General features: G+C 64.9%; 22 protein-coding genes. 14 read left to right on the forward strand and 8 right to left on the reverse strand.

Going from position 1 to position 25,644, the window contains the following annotated elements; all coding sequences use genetic code 11:
• Positions 1-5 precede the first annotated feature (5 nt).
• Complete coding sequence (locus JQ580_RS06865; RefSeq protein ID WP_212278899.1) at positions 6-1,148, reverse strand: autotransporter outer membrane beta-barrel domain-containing protein; 1,143 nt, start codon at positions 1,146-1,148, stop codon at positions 6-8.
• 371 nt (positions 1,149-1,519) lie between these two features.
• Between JQ580_RS06865 and JQ580_RS06870 the strand changes: the two genes are divergently transcribed.
• Positions 1,520-1,726 carry a cold-shock protein gene (locus JQ580_RS06870; RefSeq protein ID WP_007591938.1) on the forward strand — a complete coding sequence of 69 codons (207 nt, stop codon included), beginning with the start codon at positions 1,520-1,522 and terminating at the stop codon, positions 1,724-1,726.
• A gap of 89 nt (positions 1,727-1,815) precedes the next feature.
• Here JQ580_RS06870 and purN read toward each other — a convergent pair whose 3' ends face one another.
• Complete coding sequence (gene purN / locus JQ580_RS06875; RefSeq protein ID WP_212278900.1) at positions 1,816-2,469, reverse strand: phosphoribosylglycinamide formyltransferase; 654 nt, start codon at positions 2,467-2,469, stop codon at positions 1,816-1,818.
• Between the two features lie 29 nt (positions 2,470-2,498).
• Complete coding sequence (gene purM / locus JQ580_RS06880) at positions 2,499-3,572, reverse strand: phosphoribosylformylglycinamidine cyclo-ligase (RefSeq protein ID WP_212278901.1); 1,074 nt, start codon at positions 3,570-3,572, stop codon at positions 2,499-2,501.
• A gap of 156 nt (positions 3,573-3,728) precedes the next feature.
• Between purM and JQ580_RS06885 the strand changes: the two genes are divergently transcribed.
• From JQ580_RS06885 to JQ580_RS06915, 7 genes are all read left to right on the forward strand, one after another.
• Positions 3,729-4,271, forward strand: a complete 543-nt coding sequence (locus JQ580_RS06885) for a CDP-alcohol phosphatidyltransferase family protein (RefSeq protein WP_212278902.1) — start codon at positions 3,729-3,731, stop codon at positions 4,269-4,271.
• A gap of 92 nt (positions 4,272-4,363) precedes the next feature.
• Positions 4,364-5,041, forward strand: a complete 678-nt coding sequence (locus JQ580_RS06890) for a P-loop NTPase family protein (protein WP_212278903.1) — start codon at positions 4,364-4,366, stop codon at positions 5,039-5,041.
• Positions 5,042-5,188: 147 nt separating this feature from the next.
• Positions 5,189-7,381, forward strand: a complete 2,193-nt coding sequence (locus tag JQ580_RS06895; protein WP_212279240.1) for an RNA degradosome polyphosphate kinase — start codon at positions 5,189-5,191, stop codon at positions 7,379-7,381.
• 15 nt (positions 7,382-7,396) lie between these two features.
• Positions 7,397-8,899 carry an exopolyphosphatase gene (gene ppx, locus JQ580_RS06900; RefSeq protein ID WP_212278904.1) on the forward strand — a complete coding sequence of 501 codons (1,503 nt, stop codon included), beginning with the start codon at positions 7,397-7,399 and terminating at the stop codon, positions 8,897-8,899.
• Positions 8,900-9,054: 155 nt separating this feature from the next.
• Complete coding sequence (locus JQ580_RS06905) at positions 9,055-10,188, forward strand: efflux RND transporter periplasmic adaptor subunit (RefSeq protein WP_249133950.1); 1,134 nt, start codon at positions 9,055-9,057, stop codon at positions 10,186-10,188.
• A complete protein-coding gene (locus JQ580_RS06910) occupies positions 10,189-13,263 on the forward strand; it encodes an efflux RND transporter permease subunit (RefSeq protein ID WP_212278905.1) in 3,075 nt (1,024 codons plus the stop codon).
• Positions 13,260-13,571 carry a DUF3240 family protein gene (locus tag JQ580_RS06915; protein ID WP_212278906.1) on the forward strand — a complete coding sequence of 104 codons (312 nt, stop codon included), beginning with the start codon at positions 13,260-13,262 and terminating at the stop codon, positions 13,569-13,571. The genes JQ580_RS06910 and JQ580_RS06915 overlap by 4 nt, the downstream gene beginning before the upstream one ends.
• A gap of 6 nt (positions 13,572-13,577) precedes the next feature.
• Here JQ580_RS06915 and JQ580_RS06920 read toward each other — a convergent pair whose 3' ends face one another.
• Both JQ580_RS06920 and ndk read right to left on the reverse strand, forming a co-directional pair.
• Positions 13,578-14,438 (reverse strand): TerC family protein, encoded by an 861-nt coding sequence (locus tag JQ580_RS06920; RefSeq protein ID WP_212278907.1) that lies wholly within the window; start codon positions 14,436-14,438, stop codon positions 13,578-13,580.
• A 41-nt stretch (positions 14,439-14,479) separates the two neighbouring features.
• Positions 14,480-14,902 (reverse strand): nucleoside-diphosphate kinase, encoded by a 423-nt coding sequence (gene ndk, locus JQ580_RS06925; protein WP_212278908.1) that lies wholly within the window; start codon positions 14,900-14,902, stop codon positions 14,480-14,482.
• A 313-nt stretch (positions 14,903-15,215) separates the two neighbouring features.
• On the opposite strand from ndk, the gene JQ580_RS06930 reads away from it, so the two are divergent.
• From JQ580_RS06930 to JQ580_RS06940, 3 genes are all read left to right on the forward strand, one after another.
• Positions 15,216-15,470, forward strand: a complete 255-nt coding sequence (locus tag JQ580_RS06930) for a sulfur globule protein precursor (protein WP_212278909.1) — start codon at positions 15,216-15,218, stop codon at positions 15,468-15,470.
• 225 nt (positions 15,471-15,695) lie between these two features.
• On the forward strand, positions 15,696-15,869 hold the full coding sequence (locus JQ580_RS06935) for a hypothetical protein (protein ID WP_212278910.1): 174 nt from the start codon (positions 15,696-15,698) through the stop codon (positions 15,867-15,869).
• Positions 15,870-15,921: 52 nt separating this feature from the next.
• Complete coding sequence (locus JQ580_RS06940) at positions 15,922-17,787, forward strand: ABC-F family ATP-binding cassette domain-containing protein (protein WP_212278911.1); 1,866 nt, start codon at positions 15,922-15,924, stop codon at positions 17,785-17,787.
• Between the two features lie 103 nt (positions 17,788-17,890).
• Here the strand turns inward: JQ580_RS06940 and JQ580_RS06945 are convergent, their stop codons facing one another.
• The 3 genes from JQ580_RS06945 to JQ580_RS06955 all read right to left on the reverse strand — a co-directional run bounded on the left by JQ580_RS06945 (position 17,891) and on the right by JQ580_RS06955 (position 20,508).
• Positions 17,891-18,382, reverse strand: a complete 492-nt coding sequence (locus JQ580_RS06945) for a hypothetical protein (protein WP_212279244.1) — start codon at positions 18,380-18,382, stop codon at positions 17,891-17,893.
• 167 nt (positions 18,383-18,549) lie between these two features.
• Positions 18,550-19,002 carry a DNA polymerase III subunit chi gene (locus tag JQ580_RS06950; RefSeq protein WP_212278912.1) on the reverse strand — a complete coding sequence of 151 codons (453 nt, stop codon included), beginning with the start codon at positions 19,000-19,002 and terminating at the stop codon, positions 18,550-18,552.
• Positions 19,003-19,008: 6 nt separating this feature from the next.
• On the reverse strand, positions 19,009-20,508 hold the full coding sequence (locus tag JQ580_RS06955; protein WP_212278913.1) for a leucyl aminopeptidase: 1,500 nt from the start codon (positions 20,506-20,508) through the stop codon (positions 19,009-19,011).
• Between the two features lie 338 nt (positions 20,509-20,846).
• Between JQ580_RS06955 and lptF the strand changes: the two genes are divergently transcribed.
• Genes lptF through JQ580_RS06970 form a run of 3 tightly spaced genes read left to right on the forward strand, consistent with a single transcriptional unit; the run spans position 20,847 to position 25,599 of the window.
• Positions 20,847-22,016: an LPS export ABC transporter permease LptF gene (gene lptF / locus JQ580_RS06960; protein WP_212278914.1), complete on the forward strand. Its 1,170-nt coding sequence runs from the start codon at positions 20,847-20,849 to the stop codon at positions 22,014-22,016.
• Positions 22,013-23,110: an LPS export ABC transporter permease LptG gene (gene lptG, locus JQ580_RS06965; protein WP_212279246.1), complete on the forward strand. Its 1,098-nt coding sequence runs from the start codon at positions 22,013-22,015 to the stop codon at positions 23,108-23,110. Before lptF ends, lptG begins: the two co-directional genes overlap by 4 nt.
• On the forward strand, positions 23,110-25,599 hold the full coding sequence (locus JQ580_RS06970; RefSeq protein WP_212278915.1) for an LPS-assembly protein LptD: 2,490 nt from the start codon (positions 23,110-23,112) through the stop codon (positions 25,597-25,599). The genes lptG and JQ580_RS06970 overlap by 1 nt, the downstream gene beginning before the upstream one ends.
• Positions 25,600-25,644 lie beyond the last annotated feature (45 nt).

Consider the following 25,644-nt stretch of genomic DNA (forward strand, 5'->3'; position numbering starts at 1 on the left):
TGAGACTACCAGCGATATTCGAAGCCGAGTGTGCCCTGGTGTGACGTCAGCTCGTTACGGAACTTGCCGTCGTAATTGACGTAGAGCCGCGCCACGCTGGTCAGGCTGAGCGAAGCCGAGGCACCTGCATCCATGCCGTAACGGCTCTCGCCAATACCGGGCACCACGATGTTCTGGGTGCCGAGGCTGACCTGCACCGATCCCAGGTTCTGGTAGAAATTGTCGACGAACTTGCCGTAGGCTGACAGGTCCAGGATTTTCTGGTCGAAGATGAAGTAGCGTCCGATCTCGGCCCCGATCATGACGCGCGCGCGCGAGAGCGCGGTTGAGCCGACATCGAGGGGATCGAGACCACCGGCCTCCTGAAACGCCGCGCTGGTGGCGCGGACATATTCCAGCGCGCCCTTGGGCACGACGCGCATCTGGTCCTTGGTCCAGTAATAGCTGATCTCGGTCAACGCGCCGTCGACTGCGGCGCGATAGCCCGCGGTTGCGAGCCCAGCACCGGTGTCGCGGCTCGAACGGATCTTGCCGAAGCCGTGCACCACGGCAAAGGCCCAGGTCCACGGCCCCTTGTCGACCGAGCCGCTGAAACCGAGTTGCGTCAGGTCGAGCGTAGCCGATTGCAGCGCCAGCGGCACGTCGATGTCGGTATGGCTCTGATCGACAGAGAAGCCGAGATTGACACCCGGCGCGACCCGCGCACCAAACCCGGCGACGCCGCCGAGCGTCTTGCGCTTGTCGCCGACGAAGTCCCCTTGCGCATCCGTCCGGACCGAGATGCCGTAGCCCTCGAACCAGGTGCGGTAGCGCGGGTCTTCGGTGCTCGCCGACGCACCGCCGCCGCCGGGATTGGTGCGAAACGCCCGGTTGACGCCGCCGGATGACTGGTTGCCGAGCCGCTCCAGGAAGTTGGAGCCTAGATCGAGCGTGCTGTTGCCGGCCGACTGATCGTAATTGGTCGAGACGGCCGACGGCGTGGGTGGCGGTGGCAGCGGCGGGGCGACCTGAGCGAAACCCGGCGTCGCTGCCGACGTCGTCACGACGAGCACCAGCGCGAGAGCGGTTGCGACCGACGCCGCGATTTCGCGAGCGCGGTCAAGGCCGACTTCCTGCGGTGTCGCGGAAAGCTGCGATGTGCAGCACATGACGAAGATCCCGAAGCAAATGGCGGCGCGCATGAATGCAACAGGCGCGGCGCACGTCGCGATTTGCGCCGAACTGCGACGGAGGGTCAACCGCTCGGCCCACTGTCGCCGCGGCTATTGCCCTCGATTGTGGTTCCGCGGCCACAGGTCGGAAATTGCAAACCGGCACAAACGGCCCGCCCTTGAAATCCGCGCACGGCTTGCTAACCGGCGATTTTCATGTTGCAATGTTGGTCACAATCGGAATTGGCCGCTCGGCTGTGCGTTTCAAGACATTGAGCCTCGAGATCGAACAGACTTCCGGAAGCCCGTTTGTGGCGTGGCACGCGAAAAGCGGCCGCGTCTTTTTTATCTAGTGGAGGAGACTAGCGATGCCGCAAAAGGGCACCGTCAAATGGTTCAACCCGACCAAGGGCTATGGGTTCATCAAGCCGAACGGCAGCGACAAGGACGTGTTCGTCCATATCTCCGCCGTCGAGCGCGCCGGACTCTCGACCCTCAACGAAAACCAGGTGGTTGAATACGACCTCGTGGAGAACCGCGGCAAGGCATCCGCGGAGAACCTCAAGGTCTCCTGAATTCTCTCAAGGCTACACGAGAGATCATGACGTTGCCCCCGGCTCTGCCGGGGGATTTTGTTTGTGAAGACCGCAGCGAGGACGGGGGTTCAGCTCACTACCGGCGCCACCAGGAAATTCTCCGACGCTGCACTCCCGGCCGTCCTGCACACATCGCCCTCGATCCGGACCTTGCCGGTCGCGAGCAGCCGCAGCGCTTCCGGATAGATGCGATGCTCGACTTCGAGGATGCGCTCCGACAGCGTCTCGCCGGTATCGTGATCGCTGACGAGCACCGCGCCCTGCATCACGATCGGGCCGGCATCGGTCTCGGGGATCACGAAGTGCACCGTCGCGCCTGACAGTTTGACGCCGGCGCGCAGGGCCTGGCCGTGCGGGTCGAGGCCGGGGAAGGACGGCAGCAGCGAGGGATGGATGTTGAGCATCCGCCCGTACCAATGTCGGGTGAACTCGGCCGTGAACAGGCGCATGAAGCCGCCCAGACAAATCAGCTCGATACCGTGCTGGTCGAGGGCTGCCTGCAGTACCTTCTCGAAGCCGGCGCGGTCCTTGCCGAACGGCTTGCTCTCGATCACCAGCGTGTTCACGCCGCTCGCCTTGGCCCGTTCGAGCCCGAGCGCATCGGCCTTGTTCGAAATGACCAGCGAGATTTCGGCCGGGAAATCCACGGCCGCAGCGGCTTTGATCAGCGCGGCCATGTTGGAGCCGCGGCCGGAGATCAGGATGGCGACGCGGCGCTTCATCACAGCGCCAGTTATTACAGTGCCAGTCATTACAGTGCCATGTCGAGATGGCCGTTGTAGACGACGCGGTGCTCGCCCTCGGCCGGGATCACGGTGCCGAGCTGCGCCACGGTCTCGCCCGCGTCGGTGAAGACCTGCACGACATCGTCGACCTTGTCGGGCTCGACGATCACGATCATGCCGATCCCGCAGTTGAAGGTGCGCAGCAGTTCGAGTTCGGCGATGCCGCCCTGCGCGGCCAGCCATTTGAACACCGGCAGCACCGGCAGGCGGGCCAGATCGATGCCGACGCCGAGCTCCTTCGGCAGCACGCGCGGAATGTTATCGGTGAAGCCGCCACCGGTAATGTGGGCAAGGCCCTTCACCGCACCGGTCTCGCGGATCGCGCGCAGGCAGGATTTGACGTAGAGCCTGGTCGGCGTCAGCAGCGCGCCGCCCAGCGTCATCACCGGGGCGAACGGCGCCTGGGCTTCGAAGCCGAGGCCCGATTGCTCGACGATCTTGCGGACCAGCGAGAAGCCGTTGGAATGCACGCCCGACGAGGCGAGGCCGATCACGGCGTCGCCCGCGGCGATGTCCCTGCGTGGCAGCAGCGTGCCCCGCTCCGCAGCACCGACGGCAAAGCCGCCGAGGTCGTAATCGCCGTCCTTGTACAGGCCGGGCATCTCGGCGGTCTCACCGCCGATCAGGGCGCAGCCGGATTCGCGGCAGCCCTCGGCAACGCCCGCGACGATCGAAGCCGTGGCTTCCGGATCGAGCTTGCCGCAGGCGAAATAATCCAGGAAGAACAGCGGCTCGGCGCCCTGCACCACGAGGTCGTTGACGCTCATGGCGACGAGGTCGATGCCGATCCCGCCGTGCAGCCCGGTCTCGATCGCAATCTTGACCTTGGTGCCGACCCCGTCGGTCGCAGCCACCAGAACCGGGTCCTTGAAACCGGCCGCCTTGAGGTCGAACAGGCCGCCGAAGCCGCCGATCTCGGCGTCGGCGCCGGGCCGTGCGGTGGCACGCACCATCGGCTTGATCAAATCGACCAGGCGATTGCCCGCGTCGATGTCGACGCCTGAATCGGCGTAAGTGAGGCCGTTTTTGCGGTCGGTCATGCCCGATTTCCAGTGGGTTTGCGGCTGGTTACGTCGAATTCCGGGGACGCGCAATGGCTCGCATGGCGCTCCCGCCTATACTATGTAGATATCAACCGGTTCAGCCTCCCGAGGGGGCCGGATTCGAGGTCAGACCGGGTGCCGGGAAGCGCTTTCGTGAGTATTCCGAATATCATTACCCTGGGCCGCATCTTGCTGGTCCCCATCATCGTCTGGGCCATCGTGTCGAGCCAAATGGAGGTGGCGTTCGCCGTCTTCCTGATCGCCGGTATCAGCGACGCTGTGGACGGCTTCCTGGCCAAGCGCTTCAACATGACGAGCGAGCTCGGCGCCTTGCTCGATCCGCTTGCGGACAAGGCGCTGCTGGTCTCGATCTACATGGCGCTCGGGATCTGGGGCGCAATTCCGCGCTGGATCGTGATCCTGGTGGTCTCGCGCGACATCATGATCGTAGCCGCCGTGATCGTGTCTTGGCTGTTCGACCGGCCGGTCGAGATGAAGCCGTCGAAAGTGTCCAAGCTGAACACCGTGGCGCAAGTGGCGTTCGCGGCCCTCGTGCTGGCGGCGCTTGCCTTCGGCTTCAAGCCGGCCCCTTATGATATCATCCTGATGGGCCTCGTCACGGTCTTCACGCTCTCCTCCGTGTCGCTCTACCTGGTCGAGTGGCTGCGGCACATGAGTACGATCGAGGCCAAATGAGAGGCGATGCGGCCCCGCAAAAGGCCAACTCCCGCTCGATACGTTCGGTCTCTTCACATCACGCCGGCCCGCCGGCATGGAGCAAAGCAAGCGTGCCAGGCCGCGTTCACCCCCGACAATTGGCGTTTTCGCTTCCGCATGCGGAAAGCCTCAGCCGGGACAATTTCCTCGAAGGCCCTGCCAACGCGGCCGGTCTCGGCCTGATCGATAGCTGGCCGGAATGGCCGAACCGGATCATGTGGCTGGCCGGCCCGGAAGGAAGCGGCAAGAGCCATCTCGCCGCGATCTGGGCCGAGGAGGCCGGCGCCCGCTCCACGACGGCCAATGCGCTGACCGCCGCTGGCGTTCCCGGCGCGCTCGCCACCGGCGCGCTGGTGGTCGAGGATCTCAAGGGCGGGGACTTTGACGAACGCGCCCTCTTCCACCTGATGAACCTTGCCCGCGAGGACGAGGCCTACCTCCTCTTCACCGGACGCGAGGCGCCGTCCGCGCTGGCGATCGAGCTCCGCGACCTGCGCTCGCGTCTGCGGGCCGTGCCCGTGGTTGCGCTGTTGCCGCCTGACGACCGGCTATTCCGCGGCCTGATCGTCAAATTCTGCGCCGACCGCCAGCTCGCCGTCGACGAAACCGTAGTCAGCTACCTCGCCACCCGCTTGGAGCGGTCCTCGGCGGCTGCCCGCCAGGCCGTGGAGCTGCTCGACAGCGAAGCCCTCAGGCTCGGCCGCCCGGTCACCCGAGCGCTGGCCGCCGAGCTGTTGCGGGACGCCTGACCTGAGCTTCCGGCCGACGCGAAGCCAGCTTGACGCAGCGAAGCGGCGGAACATCAATGTCATCGAAACGTCATCGCTCTAACACATGCTCCGGCCGGTTTTGCGCATAAGTCGCAAATTGGGGCGAACTGGATGGACCGACTTCTGATGGACTCTGCGCAAGTTGTTGAAACTAAAGAAAAAACCACAGAGCCCGAGAGCTTGCCGGCGATCGCATCGAGTCCCGAGCGATTCATCAACCGCGAACTCTCATGGCTGCATTTCAACCGCCGCGTCCTGGAGGAATCGGTCAATCCCAACCACCCCATGCTGGAGCGGGTGCGATTCCTGTCGATTTCAGCGAATAATCTCGACGAGTTCTTCATGGTCCGCGTCGCCGGCATCAAGGCCCAGGTGCGCGAGGGCATTGCGGAACGCAGCCCCGACGGCCTGACCCCGTCCGAGCAGCTCGCGCTGATCAATCGCACCGTCTCCGAGCTTGCCTCCGACCAACAGGCGATCTGGCGCGACTTGCGCGGCACCCTGGCCGATGTCGGCATCGTGCTGGTCGAGGGCAAGGAGGTCACCAAGGCGGAGCGGACCTGGATCGAGGAATACTTCCTCAACAACGTGTTCCCACTGCTGACGCCGCTGGCGATCGACCCCGCCCACCCCTTCCCGTTCATCCCGAGCCTCGGCTTCACCATTGCGCTCCAGCTCACGCGTGCCGCCGACGGCAAGCAGATGAACGCGCTGATCCGCATGCCCGGCAAGATCGACCGCTTCATCCGCTTGCCGACCGAGGGCAAGGTGGTCCGGCTGATCTCGCTGGAACAGGCGACCGCCCTGTTCATCAACCGCCTGTTCCCCGGCTACAACCTGCACGGCCAGGGCGCCTTCCGCGTCATCCGCGACTCCGAACTCGAAATCGAGGAAGAGGCCGAGGATCTCGTCCGCCTGTTCGAGACCGCATTGAAGCGCCGCCGCCGCGGCTCGGTGATCCGGCTCGAGATCGACGCCAAGATGCCGGAGCAGTTGCGCAGCTTCGTGCAGCACGCCCTGTCGACCGCCGACGACGAGGTGTTCCTCGTCGACGGCGTGCTCGCCATGAACGAGCTTTCGCAACTCACCCGCCTCGACCGGCCCGACCTGGAATTTACGCCTTACGTGCCCCGGCATCCCGAGCGCGTGCGCGAGCAAGGCGGCGACATCTTCGCCGCGATCCGACAGAAGGATCTCGTCGTCCATCACCCCTACGAATCCTTCGACGTCGTCGTGCAGTTTCTGCAGCAGGCGACGCGCGACCCCGACGTCGTCGCCATCAAGCAGACGCTTTACCGCACCTCGAGCAACTCGCCGATCGTGCGCGCGCTCGTGGAAGCTGCCGAAGCCGGCAAATCCGTCACCGCACTCATCGAGCTGAAAGCGCGCTTCGACGAGGAGGCCAACATCCGCTGGGCGCGCGACCTAGAGCGCGCCGGCGTGCAGGTTGTCTACGGCTTCCTCGAACTGAAGACGCACGCCAAACTCTCGATGGTGGTGCGCCGCGAGGGCGGCAGCCTCACCACCTATGTTCACACCGGCACCGGCAACTATCACCCGGTCACCGCGCGCATCTATACCGATCTCTCCTACTTCACGTCCGATCCGACGATCGGCCGCGATGCCGCGCGCGTGTTCAATTTCATCACTGGCTACGCCGCGCCGAGTGATCTGGAAAAGATGGCGGTGTCGCCGCTCACCCTGCGCAAACGCATCATCGAGCACATCCAGGGAGAGACCGCACACGCGAAGCACGGCCGGCCCGGCGCGGTCTGGATGAAGATGAATGCGCTGGTCGATCCTGATATCATCGACGCGCTGTACGAGGCCTCCCAGGCCGGCGTGCAGGTCGAGCTCGTGGTGCGCGGCATCTGTTGCCTGCGGCCCGGCATTCCCGGCCTGTCCGAGAACATCCGCGTTAAGTCGATCATCGGACGCTTCCTGGAACACGGCCGAATCTACTGCTTCGGCATGGGTCAGGGTCTGCCGAGCGCCAAAGCGGCTGTGTATATCTCGTCGGCCGACATGATGCCGCGCAACCTCGACCGCCGCGTCGAGGTCCTGTGTCCGCTGCAGAATCCCACGGTGCATCAGCAGGTTCTCGAACAGATCATGGTCGCGAACCTGAAGGACAATGAGCAAAGCTGGCAATTGTTGCCGGACGGGTCCTCAACGCGTATGAAGACCGCGAAGGGCGAGGAGCCTTTCAACGTGCACAATTACTTCATGACAAATCCGAGTCTGTCTGGCCGTGGAAAGTCGCTCAAGGAATCCTCGCCGCGTCGTCTCACGCGCCGGAACGAACGCCATCAATCCTGACCGGGGATTTTCGACGTGAAGCGGCCGCGCAAGCGCGGCTCGAGCGTCGCGGTTATCGATATCGGGTCCAACTCGGTCCGTCTCGTCGTCTACGAGGGACTGACGCGGAGTCTCATTCCGATCTTCAACGAGAAGACGCTCTGCGGCCTCGGACGCGAGGTGCAGAGCACCGGCCTGCTCGCGCCCGATGCGGTCGACAAGGCGTTGACCTCGCTGAGGCGCTTCCGCGCATTGTGCCGCGTGATGCAGGTCGGACGCGTGTTCGCGATCGCGACTGCGGCCTGCCGCGACGCCTCGAACGGCGCCGATTTCATCGCCAGGGCCGAGCGCATCTGCGCCGTGAAGATCGAGATCCTGTCGGGCCCGCGCGAGGCGCGGCTGTCGGCGCTCGGCGTGATCTCCGGCATCCATCATCCCGACGGTATCGTCGGCGACCTCGGCGGCGGCTCGCTCGAATTGATCGACGTGCGCAGAAACAGCGTGCGCAGTGGCGTGACGCTGCCGCTCGGCGGGCTGGCGCTGCAGGACCTCGCGCATAAATCGCTCAAGCGCGCCGACCGCATCGTGCGCGAAGAGATCGACGAGGTCGAACTGCTCACCGCGGGCCGCGGCCGCACCTTCTACGCCGTCGGCGGCACCTGGCGCGCGCTCGCACGCATTCACATCATCCAGAGTGGCTATCCGCTCCAGGTGATGCACGGCTATTCGATTTCGGCCGCCGAGGCGCTCGACTTCTCGCGTCGTCTGCGTCGTCTTGCGGCCGCGGACATGCTCGCTGACATCGAGAGCGTCGCCGATGCACGCCGCCCGCTCCTCACCTATGCGGCGCTGGTGCTCGAGCACATCATCCGGGTAGCGAAGCCGAAGACGATCGTGTTCTCGACCTTCGGCGTGCGCGAGGGCCTGCTGCACGAGAAGCTGTCGGAGGCGGAACGCACCAAGGACGGCCTGATTTGCGCCGCGGAAGAGCTCAACCGGCTGCTGTCGCGCTCGGCGAAGCACGCGCACGAGCTGATTGCCTGGACCGAGCGCCTCGTGCGCGTGGTGAAGCTGCGCGAGACCGAGGAGGATCGCCGCTTGCGCCACGCCGCATGCCTGCTGTCCGACATCGGCTGGCGCGTGCATCCCGATCATCGCGGCGAACAGACCCTTAGCCTCGTCGTCAACGGCAATTTCGGGGCGATCACCCACACCGAGCGGGCCTTCGTCGGCCTCTCGGTGTTCTATCGCTATGCGGGCCTGAGCGAGGAAAACCAGCCGCCGTTGACGATGCAGGAACTGCTGACGCCGGCACAGCTCGAACGCGCGCGCCTTCTCGGCGCCGCGTTCCGCGTCGCGCATCTGATCTCGGCGGCGCGTCCGGGCGTGCTGCCGGCCACGCATTTTCGCAGCGAAGGCCGCAAGTTGATGCTCATGTTCGAGCACCGCCTCGGCGACCTCGTCGCCGACCGCGTCGGCAGCCGCTTCAAGCAGCTCGCCCGCCTGGTCAACCGCGCCGGCTCGATCGTGCGGCGCTGACGTTGCAAATGCGAGTCCATTGCATCTAGGCGGCGTCGCCTAGCGTCGGCGATCATGAAACAATTCTCCATCCACTGTGGCGGTTGATGCATGTCAACTCGCCCGCAGCGTGGCGGATTAGCGTGCAGCGACGTTGATCCGGACCCCCATTTGCCATGCAGCTGTATCACGGGATTCGCCTTTCGGTCCGCGCCCGGAAAGCGGCGGGCGTGGCTTTCCTTGCGCTCGCATTCGGCCTGCCGGCTTCCCTGTCGACGGCGCAGGACGAAGTGAAGCTGAGCGACGCGCAGGCGCGCAACCTCGGCGTCCGCGTCACGCATCCGATCCCCAGCCGCACCGATCTGACGCTGCCTTATCCTGTCCAGCTCGTGATCCCGACGCAGCAATTGTGGGTCGTCAGCGCGCCGGTGGCGGGCATGGTCGCCAATCTCCTGGTCGGGCGCGGTGACCGCGCTACCGCCGGCCAGCCGCTGGTCACCCTGGAAAGTCCGAGCTTTGTGTCCCAGCAACGCGACTATCTGCACGCGATTGCGCAAGAGCATCTCGTCAGCCAGCAACTCGCGCGCAACGTCGATCTGTTCGAGGGCAAGGCTGTGCCGCAACGCGTGCTCGAGGCCAGTCAGGCCGAAGCGCGCCAGGCCGCTCTCGTCGTCGCCGAACGGCGCCAGATGCTGCATCTGAGCGGGATGTCCGATGATGCAATCTCGCGCCTCGCCCAGCAAGCAGCGATCAGCGCGACGCTCACCGTTCATGCGCCGCAAACCGCATCGGTGGTCGAGCTCGCGGTGTCGCCAGGGCAACGGCTTGAACAATCCGCGCCGCTCGTCAAGCTGGCGAGGCTCTCGCCGCTATGGGCCGAAATCGCGGTCCCTGCCGCCAATATTCGCGCGATCCACACCGGCGCGAAAGTCGAGATCGAGGGCTATTCCATTGCAGGCAAGGTCGTGCTGGTCTCAGAGACCATCGATGCTGCCACCCAGACCATTCTGGTTCGCGCAGAAGTCCCCAATGACGGCGAGCTGCATCCCGGCCAGACCACCGCGGCCCGCATCGGGTTTCTCTCGGCGGGCGAAAGCGCCTTCGAGATCCCTTACAGCGGGCTGATCAGACGGGGCGAGCAGACATCGGTGTTCGTCGCCTTCGACGGCGGCTTCCGTCTGGTGCCGGTCAAGCTGCTCGCGGAAGACCAGGACCATGTCGTCGTATCGGGCGCCGTCACGGAGCGGGACGCGATCGCAATCGGCGGCATCTCGGCGCTGCGCGGTATGCTCTCGGGACTGGGGCAGTAAATGCTCCGGCGCCTGGTCGCGTTCGCGCTGTCGCAGCGACTGTTCGTTCTGCTGAGCGTGCTGCTGGTGATCGGCGCCGGCGGCGTCCTGCTGCCCGGCCTGCCGATCGACGCCTTTCCCGACGTCTCGCCGGTCCAGGTGAAGATCATCATGAAGGCGGCGGGCCTCACCCCTGAAGAGGTCGAGCAGCGCATTACCGTCCCCGTCGAGCTCGAGCTGCTCGGATTGCCGAACAAGAAGGTGCTTCGTTCGACCTCGAAATATGCGCTGGCCGACATCACCGTCGATTTCGAGGACGGCACCGACATCTACTGGGCGCGCAATCAGGTCTCGGAGCGGCTGTCGAACATCTCGCGCGATTTCCCGGAAGGGGTGACCGGCGGGCTTGCGCCGATCACCAGCCCGCTCGGCGAAATGTTCATGTTCACGATCGACAGTCCCGAGCTCTCGCTCGCCGAGCGCCGCACCCTGCTCGATTGGGTGATCCGCCCTGCCCTGCGGACGGTCCCTGGCGTTGCCGACGTCAATGCGCTCGGCGGCTATGTGCGCGCCTTCGAGATCGTGCCGCGCAACGATGCGCTGGCGGCGCGCGGCATTTCCTACGATGTGTTTCGCCGGGCCATCGAGGCCAACAGCCGCAACGACGGCGCCGGACGGGTCAACCAGGGCGAGGACAGCGCTTTGGTGCGGATCGAAGGCAGCATCCGTTCGATCGAGGACATCAAGGCCATCGTCGTCGACACCCGCGAGGGCGTACCGATCCTGGTCAACGACGTCGCGAGGGTCAGAGTCGGCACGCTGACGCGCTATGGCGCCGTCACGGCGGACGGCCGCGGCGAAACCGTCGAGGGACTGGTACTCGGCTTGCGCGGCGCCAACGCTGGTCAGCTCATCCGCGACGTGCGCGCCCGGCTCGCGGAGCTGCAGCCTTCGCTGCCGAAGAGCGTGTCGATCAACGTGTTCTACGACCGCAGCCGCCTGGTCAACCGCGCCGTCGGCACCGTGGTGCGGGCCCTCGGCGAAGCCACCGTCCTCGTCATCGTTCTCCTGCTGCTCTTCCTTGGCAACTGGCGCGCTTCGCTGGTGATCGCGCTCAGCCTACCGCTGGCCATCGTGATTGCGTTGATCATCATGCGCCTGGTGGGCATGTCGGCCAATTTGATGAGCCTCGGCGGACTTGCGATCGCGATCGGCATGCTGATCGACGCGCTGGTCGTCGTGGTCGAGAACATCGTCGGCAATCTCGCCAAGCACGAACCAGGCAAAACCGCGCCGCTGATCCATCTGGTTTACCGTTCGGTCTGCGAAGTCCTGGAGCCGGTCGCCTCAGGCGTGCTCATCATCATCATCGTGTTCGTCCCGCTGCTGACGCTGCAGGGGCTGGAGGGCAAGCTGTTCATCCCGGTGGCGCTCGCCATCATCTTCGCGCTGGCCGGCTCGCTGCTGCTCGCGCTCACCGTGATCCCGGTGGCGACTTCCTTCGTGCTCAAATCCGCCTCGCATCGCGATCCCCTGCTGGTGCGTGCGGCGCAACGGGTCTACGCACCGGCATTGGGCTGGGCCCTCGACAACGAGCGCAAGGTGATGGTCGCGGCGCTGATCGGCCTCGTCGCGGCAGGCTTCGCCTATACCCAGCTCGGCAAGACGTTCATGCCGACGATGGACGAAGGCGACGTCATCGTCAGTGTCGAGACGCTGCCCTCGGTCAATCTCGACGAGTCGCTTGCGATGAACGCAAGGCTGCAGACCGCGCTGCTGGCCGTGCCTGATATTGCCGGCATCGTCGCCCGGACCGGGTCGGACGAGCTCGGCCTCGATCCCATGGGCCCCAACCAGACCGATACGTTCCTGGTGCTCAAGCCGGCGGCCGAGAGGCAGACGGAGGACCGCGAGGCCCTGCTGCAGAAGCTTCGCGAGGTCCTCACCGGCTTTCCCGGCATCTCGCTCAGCTTCACCCAGCCGATCGACATGCGCGTGCAGGAGATGATCAGCGGCGTGCGCGGCGACGTCGCCGTGAAGATCTTCGGCCCCGACATCGCCAGGCTGAACGAAACCGCGGCGAAGCTGTCGGCGATCCTCTCCGGTATCGACGGTGCCGAGGACGTCTACACCACGCTGAACGAAGGCGCTCAATATTACACGGTTGCGGTCAATCGCATGGAGGCCGGCCGCCTTGGCCTGACCGTGGATTCGATCGTCGCCTCGCTGCGGACCCAGATCGAGGGTCGGGTCATCGGAACCGCGCTCGAGGAAGGGCGTCGTACGCCGATCCTGGTCCGGGGCAGCGAGACGACGCGGGAAGCGCCGACATTGCTGGCGAGCCTGCCGCTGACGCTGGCGTCGGGACGGCATGTCGCGCTGTCGCAGGTCGCCCGCATCCAGCGCGTGGACGGCCCGGTGAAGATCGACCGCGAGGACGGCGCCCGCATGAGCGTGGTGCGCGCCAACGTCCGCGGTCGCGATATGGTCGGCTTCGTCGAAGCCGCCCAACACAAGGTGGCGACCGAACTGCCGCTGCCGAGCGGCTATCGGCTGACCTGGGGTGGACAGTTCGAGAATCAGCAGCGCGCCGCCGCACGTCTGTCCGTCGTGGTCCCCGTTGCGGTCGGCCTGATCTTCGTGCTGCTGTTCACCACCTTCGGGGCCATCCGCCAGGCGCTGCTGGTGCTGGTCAACATTCCCTTCGCGCTGATCGGCGGCGTGTTCGCGCTCGTCGTGACGGGGGAGTATCTGTCGGTGCCGGCCTCGGTCGGATTCATCGCGCTGCTCGGCATCGCCGTGCTCAACGGCGTCGTGCTGGTCTCCTATTTCAACCAGCTCCGCGCCCACGGCCTTCCCGAAGATCGCATCGTCGTCGAGGGCGCCATGCGCAGGCTTCGGCCGGTGCTGATGACCGCGAGCATCACGGCGCTGGGCTTGATCCCGCTGCTGTTCGCCACCGGCCCGGGATCAGAGGTGCAGCGGCCGCTCGCCATCGTCGTGATCGGAGGACTGCTGTCCTCCACCCTGCTCACTCTGATTCTGCTCCCGATCCTCTATCGCCGCTATGGCGGGACGCCGAAGGTGACGACATGACTGAGCATCCCGTCTGTCTCACACTGATCGTGCCGCATCTCCTGCGCGAGGAGGTGTTCGACTATCTCACCGAGCAGACCGACCTGGTTTCGGGCTTCACGGCATCCCACGGAGCCGGTCACGGCACTGAGATCCGCTTGCACACCGCAGCCGAACGCGTGAAGGGCCACGCCGATCAGGCTGTCGTGCAGGTCGTCCTGGCGAGCAGCGATGCCGGCCGCTTGCTCGACCGGCTGCGGCTGGCCTTCGCCGGAACCAAGCTGGTGTACTGGACGATCCCCGTGACGGAGCTCGGCACGATCGACTGAGCGGCCCTACTCTGCCGACGCCCGGGCGTGCCGCTCGGACGATGCCAGTGCGGCAGAATTCAGTTTGCGCCGGCGCCAGATGCTGCCGACCACCAGCACGACGACGACGCCGAGCGCCGCGCAGAAATATTCGCCGCCGGCACCGCCATGGCCGAACTGCGGCGGGATGCGCAGGGCACCGAGCATGCTGTCGAGCGAGGCGCCGAACGGTCCTTCGAACAGCGTGTGCAGCCTGGGCGCAACGCCCGGATCGGTCGCCATCACCTCGCCGGCGATCCAGCCGAGCAGCGCCGCACCGGCCCAGACCAGCACCGGCAGCTTTTCGAGCAACGCCATGATCAGCGCCGCACCGGCCACGATCAGCGGCACGCTGATGGCAAGGCCGAGGATCAGCAGCGGCACGCTGCCATTGGCGGCCGCGGCGACCGCAATGACGTTGTCGAGCGACATGACGATGTCGGCGACAACGACGATCTGCACGGCCTGCCACAGATGCGAGGCGGACTCGACGTCGTCTTCGTCCTCGTTTTCCGGAACCAGCAGCTTGGCCGCGATCACGATCAGCGCGAGACCGCCGATCAGCTTGAGATACGGCAACTCCATCAGGGTTGCGACGATGCCGGTAAAGATGATCCGCAGCAGCACCGCGGCGCCGGCACCGAAGATCATGCCCCACAGGCGATGTCGCGGCGAGAGGCCGCGGCAGGCGAGCGCGATCACCAGCGCGTTGTCACCGGACAAGAGGATGTTGATCCAGATGATCTTGCCAACCGCAATCCAGAAGGTCGGTTCGGCCATCTCGGTGCGAAACTGGGTGAAGAATGCCCCGATCGTGGCGGGATCGAAGATCTGCCAAAGCCAGTTCACAATAAGTCCTTTCGCCCGGTCTTTGAATTACGGCTGATGGATCAGCCGACGATCTCGTTGCCCGAGAAGAACTGCGCGATCTCGATCGCGGCGGTCTCCGGCGCATCCGAGCCGTGCGCGGAATTCTCGCCGATCGACTTGGCGTAAAGCTTGCGGATGGTGCCGTCGGCGGCCTTGGCCGGGTCGGTCGCGCCCATCGTGTCGCGATATTTGGCAACGGCGTTCTCGCCTTCGAGCACCTGGACGACCACGGGGCCCGAGGTCATGAACTCGACGAGTTCACCGAAGAACGGCCGCGCCTTGTGGACGGCATAGAAGGTCTCGGCCTGTTCCTTGGTCATGCGGATGCGCTTCTGCGCGACGATGCGCAGGCCCGCCTTTTCGATCACGGCGTTGACGGCGCCGGTCAGGTTACGGGCGGTCGCGTCGGGCTTGATGATCGAGAAAGTGCGTTCGATGGCCATAATCTTGTCCTTGGGAAGAATAGCGGTGGTTGGCGAGTTGCCGGGCTTATATCGGCGCCTTTGTCATCCGGCAAGCGACCGCCGGGGTGACGTCACAGGCGCTTCGCCGCAGGACCGGAGGTGCGGTTTCGACGTGGATTACGACAATTTCACCCAGATGAACCCATTCTGAAGGCGCCGTCAGGATTCGGTTCAGCCTCACCGGCATAGGGTTGGGCCCATCGAAACCGAAGCCTGATCATCGGGCGGACCGTTTCGGAGGCCTTTCCATCGGACGCGATAGCCCCGCGCCGGCAGTTTTGAGGAGATCACCATGTTGAGGAAACTTTCGCTTGCCGCTGTCGCTGCGGTTGCGCTGGGTGCCGCGGTGGCGCCGACCTCGGCTTCGGCCCACTGGCATGGCGGCGGCCCGGGTTGGCACGGCGGTGGCGGCTGGCACGGCGGCTACCGTTGGGGCGGACCGCGCTTCTATGCCCCCGTCTCCTACGGTTATGGAGGCTGCTACGTGCGCCGGCTGGTCCCGACCCCCTGGGGACCCCGCTGGCGGATGGTCAACCGCTGCTACTGAGCCCGACAGCACCTTCCTGAAGACCGACAGGTACCTGCGCCCCCACAGGTACCTTCCAAGAGAAGCCCCGGCGATCCCCCCGCCGGGGCTTCGCATTTTGAGCGGACATGCCTGGAATCATGCAATTTTGACGAGAATGCCGGCATTGCCCGAAAGCGGCGAAACTATTTTGGGGGTCAATGACTTGGTACCGTATCCTGACTATGAACACACGGAACCAAGGCTATGGCTGGCGCTTTTGCCAATGACAGCGAGCAGATCGACCGCCGCACCAGTCGCTCGATTCGCGATGCCGTCGGCGAACGTCTCCAGCAGCGCCTGCGTCCCGAATCCCAGCTTCCGAGCCATCTGGAGCAGCTCATGAATGAGCTACGGCAGCGCGACCGCGACGCTCATTGAGCGGGTGCGAAAAACGGGTTGCGTTCGACGCGCCTTGCGGTGACAAGGCCGCATGCTTGGGATTACCGACCTCTCCATCCGCCTCGCCGGACGCCTTCTGATTGACCAGAGTTCCGTGCAGATCACGCCGGGATCGCGCGTGGGTCTGGTCGGACGCAACGGCACCGGCAAGTCGACGCTGTTCAAGGTGATCCGCGGCGAGCTTGCGGCCGAGCACGGCGCGGTAAGCCTGCCCCCGCGCTGGAGTGTCGGCAGCCTCGCTCAGGAGGCCCCGAACGGACCCGAGAGCCTGATCTCCGTCGTGCTCAAGGCGGACCTCGAAAGGGATGCTTTGCTCGCCGAAGCCGAGACGGCGACCGATCCGCACCGCATCGCCGAGATCCAGACCCGGCTGGTAGACATCGACGCACATTCGGCGCCGAGCCGTGCCGCTGCAATCCTGTCCGGCCTCGGCTTCTCCGCCACCGACCAGCTTCGACCCTGCGCCGAATTTTCCGGCGGCTGGCGCATGCGCGTCGCGCTCGCCGCCACGTTGTTTGCCGCCCCCGACCTGTTGCTGCTCGACGAGCCCACCAACTATCTCGATCTCGAGGGCACGCTGTGGCTGGAGGATCATCTCGCGCACTATCCGCGCACGGTGATCGTGATCAGCCATGACCGCGATCTGCTCGAAAGCTCGGTCGACCAGATCCTGCATCTGGAGCGCGGCAAGCTCACGCTCTATAAGGGCACCTACTCCTCCTTCGAGGAGCAGCGCGCCATGCGCGAGATGCTCGATGCCAAGGCGGTCAAGCGTCAGGAGGCCGAGCGAGCCCGCCTGCAAGCCTTCGTCGACCGCTTCAAAGCCAAGGCCTCCAAAGCCCGCCAGGCCCAGTCTCGCGTCAAAATGCTGGAGCGGCTGAAGCCGATCACGGCGCTGGTCACCCAGGACGTGCGCGAGATCAGCTTTCCGGCGCCGGAGAAGATTTTGTCGCCGCCGATCATCGCGGTCGACAACGCTTCGGTCGGATACGATCCCGCAAACCCCGTGCTCAATCGCGTCACCTTGCGCATCGACAATGACGACCGCATCGCCCTGCTCGGCTCCAACGGCAACGGCAAGTCGACACTCGTCAAACTGCTCGCAGGCCGCCTTGCGCCGTTTTCCGGCAAGGTGACGCGCGCAGACAAGCTGTCGATCGCCTATTTCGCGCAGCATCAGCTCGACGAGTTGAATGAGGACGGCTCTGCCTACGACCACGTCCGCAAGCTGATGGGCGGCGATGCGCCCGAGGCCAAGGTCCGCGCCCGCGCCGGTGCGATCGGCTTTTCCGGCAAGGCGGCCGACACCAAGGTGGGAAAACTCTCCGGCGGCGAGAAGGCGCGGCTGCTGCTGGGACTTGCGACCTTCTTCGGCCCTAACATGATCATCCTGGACGAGCCGACCAACCATCTCGATATCGACAGCCGTGCCGCGCTGGCCGAAGCCATCAATGAATTCCCCGGCGCCGTGATCATGGTCTCGCATGACCGCTATCTGATCGAGGCTTGTGCCGACCAGCTCTGGATTGTCGCCGACCGCACCGTCACGAACTACGACGGCGACCTCGACGAGTACCGCCGTCTGGTGCTGTCCACGCGCAACGGCGAGCCGGCCCCGCGCGAACGCAGCGTCGCAAGCGAAAGGCCGCAGCGTCCGAAGTCGGACAATCGCGGCTCGCTGAAAAAGCGCATCACCGAAGCCGAAGCCGAAATCGCGCGCGTCACCGACATCATCAGCAAGATCGACACCGCTCTCGCCCTCCCCGATATCTTCAGCCGCGATCCCAAGCAGGCCGCGCAATTATCAAAGGCACGCGCGAACGCGGCAGACGCGCTGGCGCGTGCGGAGGAGCAATGGTTGGAAGCCAGCACGCAGTTTGATGAGGCGGCAGGGTAGCCCATGTGCGCCGGCTCAGGCGCAGCTTGCACGCTGAAGCCTGGGTCCCGGCCCAGCGTTGCGTCGTTTCATGCCGCGCCGCGTCCGGGACGCGGGCATTTCATTACGCGTGCTTCTTCTTCGGCTTGGCTGCCTTCGGCACCGGCTGCGGATCGGGATTGCCCTCGATCGACGACAGGCGCCCCGCCGTGAAGGTGTAGATGCCGGCGCGCGGCCCCGTGGACCAGGTGACGACGGCAACGCGACGGCCGGCGCCATCATTTGAAAGATTGACGTTCGACGGCGCGCCGATGCCGCGCACCACGTCGCATTCGGTGTGGCCGAGCGCGACGGTGCCCCCCATCGGAGCCGGCGCCGTCGTCGAGGCATTGGCATCGGCCGGCCCGGGAGGTGGCGTCATGCCGGGACAGGCGCCGTCGGCGCTGACGAGATCCTCAGCTCCGACCGGCTTGTCGGGGGTCAGCGGCGGCGACTCGATCGAGATGTTCTTGATGAACAGCCGGCTCGGCGTGTTGAACCATTGTGCGTCCTTGGCGGACGCGAGCAGGTCGGTCCCGCCGGAGCAGCCCGCAACCAGAGGCCCGACGGCAGCCAACGCGATGATGAGCGAGCTGGGAAGCTTTTGATGTCGCACGATAAACCAAATTCCCCGCGTGAAGGACCAGCCCTAAGCGTTTGTTCCAACATCACTTTGCGGCACGAAGGTGACAAAAGCCAGCATCGCCCGAAAAGTCAAAATTATCATTAATTTGCGAACGACCGCTAATTCCGACGCTGCCACCGGCCCCGCTCGTCGGCTTGCCAATAAGTGACATCAAATCCCCGCGCCTTGCAATCCGTCCACGCATTGCGGGCGAGCGCAAGGGCATCCGGATCGTCGCCGTTGAACAGAAGCACCATGCGCTCATAGCCCTGCGTGTCCTGCGGCAGGGCTGCGTTGTCGACCAGGAATCTAACATGGGCACCGTTGGGGTTGCCCTCCTCGATCGCCAGCACGATCGGCTGATCGGCAGCATCGTCCACGCGCCAAGTCGCGTGAGGCAGGAAGGAATCGTCGCGATAGGTCCACAAATGTGCGTCGAGCGCGTCGGCGCGCTCCTCCGAGGTCGACTGCACCACGACACGCCAACCGCGCTCGAGCGATTTCTCGAGAAGCGGCGGCAACACGTTCTCCACCGTCATGTTTTGCAAATGATAGAACAGGACTTCAGTCATCTCGGATCAGTTGCGCTCGTAATGGTCGGCGACCAGGCGGTCGAGCAGGCGGACGCCATAGCCGCTTGCCCAACTCTGGTTGATGTCGGTCTTCGGCGCGCCCATGGCGGTGCCGGCGATGTCGAGATGGGCCCAAGGCGTGCCGTCGACGAAGCGCTGCAGGAACTGCGCCGCGGTGATCGAGCCGCCATGGCGGCCGCCCGTGTTCTTCATGTCGGCGAACTGGGAATCGATCAGCTTGTCGTATTCGGGACCAAGCGGCATGCGCCAAACTTTGTCCCCGGTCTCGATGCCGGCCGTCAGCAGGCGTTCGGCGAGTTCGTCATTGTTGGAGAACATGCCGGCGTGCTCGGTGCCGAGCGCGACCACGATCGCACCGGTCAGCGTCGCGAGGTCCACCATGAATTTCGGCTTCACCTTTTTGGCGACGTACCAGAGCACGTCGGCCAATACGAGGCGGCCCTCCGCGTCGGTGTTGATGATCTCGATGGTCTGGCCCGACATCGAGGTGACGATGTCACCGGGGCGTTGAGCATTGCCGTCGGGCATGTTCTCGACCAGGCCGATGGCGCCGACCACGTTGGCCTTGGCCTTGCGGGCGGCGAGTGCGTGCATCAGGCCGACGACGCAGGCCGCGCCCCCCATATCCCCCTTCATGTCTTCCATGCTGCCGGCCGGCTTGATCGAAATGCCGCCGGTGTCGAAGCAGACGCCCTTGCCGATGAAGCTCACCGGCGCCTCGCCCTTCTTGCCGCCGTCCCAACGCATGATCACGGTGCGGCTCGGCCGCGCCGAGCCCTGGCCGACGCCGAGCAGCGCGCCCATGCCGAGCTTCTGCATCGCCTTGACGTCGAGCACCTCGACCTTGACGCCGAGCTTGCGGAGTTGACTGGCGCGGCGCGCAAATTCCTCGGGGAAGAGCACGTTCGGCGGCTCGTTGACGAGGTCGCGCGCGATAATCACGCCGTCGACGACATGGCCGGCCGAGGCGAACGCCTTCTTCGCGGCGGCGGCATCGCCGACCGCAAGCGAGATGTCGGCGCGCGAACCGCCCTCCTCGCCGTCTTTCTTCTTGGTCTTGTAGCGGTCGAACTTGTAGGCGCGCAGGCGCAGGCCCGAGGCGATCGCAACCGCCTGCTCGCTCGTCATCGCACCATTGGGGAGTTCCGCCATGATGGTCATGGCGGCCGCTCCCGCGGCAAGCTTGCCCGCTGCGACCCCGCCGAATTTGAGGAAATCGTTCGCCTTCAGCCCCGCCCCCTTGCCGGCGCCGATCACCAACAGGCGGGTGGCCTTCACCCCTTCCGGCGCCAGGATGTCCAGCGCAGCCCCGGTCTTGCCCTTGAAGGCGGCAGCGGCGGCCGCGCGCTTCACAAGTTCGACAGCGCCGCCCAGCGCCTTGGCCGTCGCCGGACCGACCTTCAGACTGTCGTCGCAGAACACGACCAGGATGCCACGGGCGGCAGAAGACAGTGGGACGAAGCCGACCTTGATGGCATCGGACATGGGTAACTCCTTTAAAAAGCTTGGTCTTTTTGCGGTTCAGGGCCCCTGGCCAAGGCCAGACCTGAACGACGATTCACTGAGCCATGTGCACTATGGGCCACCGCCCCGGCAGATGCCAAGCACCCCCGTGGCCGCAAGGTCACAACGAGGGAAATATTAACCATATATTGAGGGTGCCACGGGGCAGCCATTTTGTTGACGGATCAAAGGGATGGTAGTGAGAGACTGAGCTGGCGGAAGAGGCGCTGGCCAACCTTGGGGATCCCCTGATCGGGGATTGGTTGGGCAGCGGAATTTCGGCCGACATTGGGGACTTGGTGGGGTTCGTGCGGTAGCGCATGGGGTCGATCGACAGGTATATCTTCCGCACGACGCTGGCGTCGTTTGCGCTGATCCTGGTCAGCCTTACCGGCGTGATCTGGATTACGCAGGCGTTGCGCGGCATCGACCTGATGACGAGCCAGGGTCAGACCATCCTCACCTTCCTCGGTATCACCAGCCTCGTCGTGCCGGCGCTCGTCCTGATCATTTCGCCGATCGCGCTGATGATCGCGATCTCGCACACGCTGAACAAGCTCGCGACCGATTCCGAGATCATCGTGATGAATGCCGCCGGCCTGTCGCCGATCCGGCTGTTCCTTCCGTTCTTCTACGCCACCTGCGTGGTGGCGCTGCTGGTGGGCTTCATCGCGGCCTATCTCGCCCCCGACGGCATGCGGCGGATCAAGCAGTGGGATGCCGAGATCACCGCGGACGTGCTCACCAACATCCTGCAGCCCGGCCGCTTCGCCCAGCTCGACCAGAATCTCACGATCCGGATTCGCGAACGCCAGCCCGGCGGCATCCTTGCCGGCATCTTCATCGACGACCGCCGCGATCCCCATGAGCGCGTCTCGATTGTCGCCGAGCACGGCGAGGTCGTGAAGAACGAGACCGGCTCGTTCCTGGTGCTGGAGACCGGCAATCTCCAGCGCTTCGAGGCGGGCAAGCGCGATCCCGCGCTGGTGGCCTTCGGCCGCTACGGCTTCGACATGTCGAAGTTCTCCAACCAGGGCCGCGACGTCACCCTCGGCATCCGCGAGCGCTATCTCTGGGAGCTGCTTTCGCCGTCCGACAACGACCCCGTCTACAAGCAGATTCCCGGCCAGTTCCGCTCGGCCCTGCATGACAGCCTGCTCGCGCCGATCTATCCCTTCGCGTTCGCCGTGCTGACCTTCGCCTTCCTCGGTGCGCCCCGCACCACTCGCCAGAGCCGCAATTTCTCGATCGGCGGTTCGGTCGTCGCGGTGTTCGGCCTGCGCATGGCCGGCTTTGCATGCTCGGTGATGGCGGTGAAGTCATCGAGCCCGGTGCTGGTCCAATACGCAATGGTCTTTGGCGCCATCGGCGTCGGGTTGTGGATGATCATCGGCGGCGTCGTGGTCGAGCCGCCCCCTGGCCTCATGGAAGCCATCAACAGGTCGAATGCACGCATTGCGCGGCTATTCGGACGGCCGGCCACCGCATGAGCATGCTCACCAACACACTCGGACGCTACTTCGCCGGCCGCTTCGTGGTCGCGGCGCTCGGCGTATTCCTGGGCATTTTCCTGCTGCTCGTGCTGGTCGACTACATCGAGATGGTGCGCAAGACCTCGGGGCTGGCGTCCGCCTCGGCGCTGATGGTGGCCGAGACCTCTCTGTTCCGAGTGCCGCAGCTGCTGGAGAAGCTGACGCCGTTCTGCATGCTGATCGGCGCCATGACCTGCTATCTTGCCCTCTCCCGCCGCCTCGAGCTCGTGGTTGCACGCGCCGCCGGCATCTCGGCTTGGCAGTTCATTTCCCCGGCGCTCGGCAGTGCGCTCCTGATCGGGGTGATCGCGACGATCGCCTACAATCCGATGTCGGCAAACCTGCGCGAGCTCTCCAAGCGCATGGAAGCCGAGCTGTTCGGCTCGGCCCCCGGCGGCGGCGTTCAGGACGCCTCCGGGTTCTGGCTCAATCAGCTGACCAGCGACGGCCAGACCATCATCAACGCCGCGCGCAGTGAGCAGCAGGGCGTCCGACTCACCGGCCTGACGCTGTTCCGCTTTGACACAGACAGCCATTTCAAGGAGCGGGTCGAGGCGCGCGAGGCGACATTGGAGGCGGGTCACTGGCTGTTCAAATCCGTTCGCCGATTCTCGTTGGACTCCCCGCCGATCGACCAGGCCACCCTGGAGATTCCGACGACGCTGACCGAGGCCCAGGTCCGCAACAGTTTTTCCACCCCCGAGACTGTGTCCTTTTGGCAACTACCGAGCTACATCCGCTCCTCCGAGAGCTCGGGCTTCGCGACAGCAGGATACCGACTCCAGTATCAGAAGCTTCTGGCACAGCCGTTTTTGCTGGCCGCCATGGTGATGCTCGCGGCCTCGGTGTCGTTGCGCTTCTTCCGGATGGGCGGCGTGCAGAAGATGGTTTTGAGTGGCGTGGGCGCAGGCTTTCTGCTCTACGTTCTGTCGAAAGTGACTGAAGACTTGAGCAAGGCTGAGTTGATGCATCCGATCGCTGCGGCGTGGTTGCCCGCGGTGGTGGGCGGCCTCACCGGCTTTTTGGCCTTGTTGTACCAGGAGGACGGTTAGTGACTGCCGTCCGTCGAGGACCCGTGTCTGGTTTGACGCGCCGCATCGTTATGCGCGCGAACGGGTTCGGCTTGGCTCTTCGCAGACTCGTGCTGGCTGGCGCCGCCGTGGCATCGCTCGGCGCGCTGATCGATGTTGCCGCCGTGGCCCCCGCTTCGGCCCAGAGCTTCACCTACAATCCGCTGCCGCCCCGCCCGAAGCCGCCGAAGGCCGCCAACGACAACCAGATGCTGGTTCAGGCGACCGAGGTCGACTACGACTATAACAATTCGCGCGTCTCCGCGGTCGGTAACGTCCAGCTGTTCTACAACGGCACCAGCGTCGAGGCCGACAAGGTCATCTACGACCAGAAGACCAAGCGGCTGCATGCCGAAGGCAACATCCGCATGACGGATGCCGACGGCAAGATCACCTATGCCGAGATCCTGGATCTGTCCGACGATTACCGCGACGGTTTCGTCGATTCGCTGCGCGTGGACACCGCCGACCAGACCCGCATGGCCGCGAGCCGCTCCGACCGCTCCGACGGCAATTACACCGTGTTCGAGAACGGCGTCTACACGGCCTGCGCGCCGTGCAAGGACGATCCGAAGAAGCCGCCGCTGTGGCAGGTCAAGGGTGCGCGCATCATCCACGACCAGCAGGAGAAGATGCTGTATTTCGAAACGGCGTCGCTCGAATTCTTCGGCGTGCCGATCGCCTACATGCCCTATTTCTCGACGCCCGACCCGACCGTGAAGCGCAAGAGCGGCTTCCTGATGCCGGGCTATTTCCCGGGCACGACGAACACGGGGTTTGGCGCCGAGGTTCCGTATTATTGGGCGATCGCGCCCGACATGGACGCGACCTTCACGCCCCGCTTCATGTCGCGGCAGGGCGTGCTGTTTCAGGGAGAATTCCGCCAGCGCCTGATCGACGGCGCCTACCAGATACGCGCCTACGGCATCGACCAGCTCGATCCCGGCGCGTTTTCCGGGCAGCCCGGCGACAAGCAGTTCCGCGGCGCCGTCGATACCAAGGGTCAGTTCGCGCTGAACGACAAATGGGTCTGGGGTTGGGACGGCGTCCTGATGTCCGACTACTATTTCTTCTCGGACTACCGGCTCTACCAGTACCGCGACCCGCTCGGCTCGTTCCTGCTGCTGCCGACGGAAGCGCTGTCGCAGCTCTATCTGACCGGCGTCGGCAACCGTAGCTTCTTCGACGCGCGCACGATGTACTGGCTGAGCTATTCGGGTAACCAGAGCCAGGTGCCGATCGTCTATCCGGTGATCGACTATTCCAACGTGCTCAACTATCCGGTCTTCGGCGGCGAGTTCAGCTACAAGACCAATTTCGTGAACATGTCGCGCGACCAGGCGGTGTTCGATCCGATCACCACGGTGGCGAACACCAGCAGCCTGTGCACGACGGCGTCGGCCGATCCGCTGGCCCGCACACCGTCGCAGTGCCTGCTGCGCGGCTTCCCCGGCACCTATACCCGCCTCACGGCCGAAGCGCAGTGGCGCAAATCCTTCACCGATCCGCTCGGCCAGATCTGGACGCCGTTCGCCAGCCTGCGCGCCGACGCGATCAACTCCTCGGTCTCCAACCAGCCGGGCGTGTCGAACTATCTTCCCGTCGGCGACACCCAGGCGTTCCGCCTGATGCCGACCGTGGGCCTGGAATACCGCTATCCCTTCATCAACATTCAGCCCTGGGGGTCGACCACCGTCGAGCCGATCGCGCAGATCATCATCCGGCCGAACGAAACCTATGCCGGCAAGCTCCCGAACGAGGACGCCCAGAGCATGGTGTACGACGCATCGAACCTGTTCAGCGTCGACAAGTTCTCCGGCTACGACCGCGTCGAGGGCGGCGGCCGCGCCAATGTCGGCGTGCAGTCCACCACGCAGTTCGACAAGGGTGGCGCCGTCAAGGTGCTGTTCGGCCAGTCCTACCAGCTGTTCGGCCTGAACTCCTTCGCGGTGCAGGACTCCATCAATACCGGCCTCGATTCCGGCCTGGACAAGCCGCGCTCCGATTATGTCGCGAGCGCCAGTTATTCGCCCAACAGCACCTACACCTTCAGCGTCCGCTCCCGCATGGACGAGCAGACCTGGAACGTGCAGCGCTTCGAGGCGGAAGGCCGCGCCAACTTCAATCGCTGGGCGGTCAGCGTGATGTACGGCAATTACGCGCCTCAGCCGGAACTCGGCTATCTGACCCGCCGCGAGGGCATCCTGACTTCGGGCTCGCTGAAGGTGGCGACCAACTGGGTGGTGTCGGGCTCGGCGCGATGGGACCTCGAGGCCAACAAGATCAACCAGTATGTGCTCGGTGCCGGCTATGTCGACGATTGCTTCGTGCTGGCGGCGAACTACGTAACTTCGTATAGCTATTCGGCGGGCACGGCGCCGCCCGTGCTGAGCCATGCGTTCATGTTCCAGATCGGCCTGCGCACGCTGGCGACCTCGTCGACGACCAGCAGTTCCGCCGGCCTCCAGTGAACGGTTTGAAGTGCCGGCGCGTTGCCCCATCACAGGCTCGACGCG

The sequence above is a fragment of the Bradyrhizobium sp. SZCCT0148 genome, from assembly GCF_018129985.1.
Taxonomy (GTDB): domain Bacteria; phylum Pseudomonadota; class Alphaproteobacteria; order Rhizobiales; family Xanthobacteraceae; genus Bradyrhizobium; species Bradyrhizobium japonicum_H.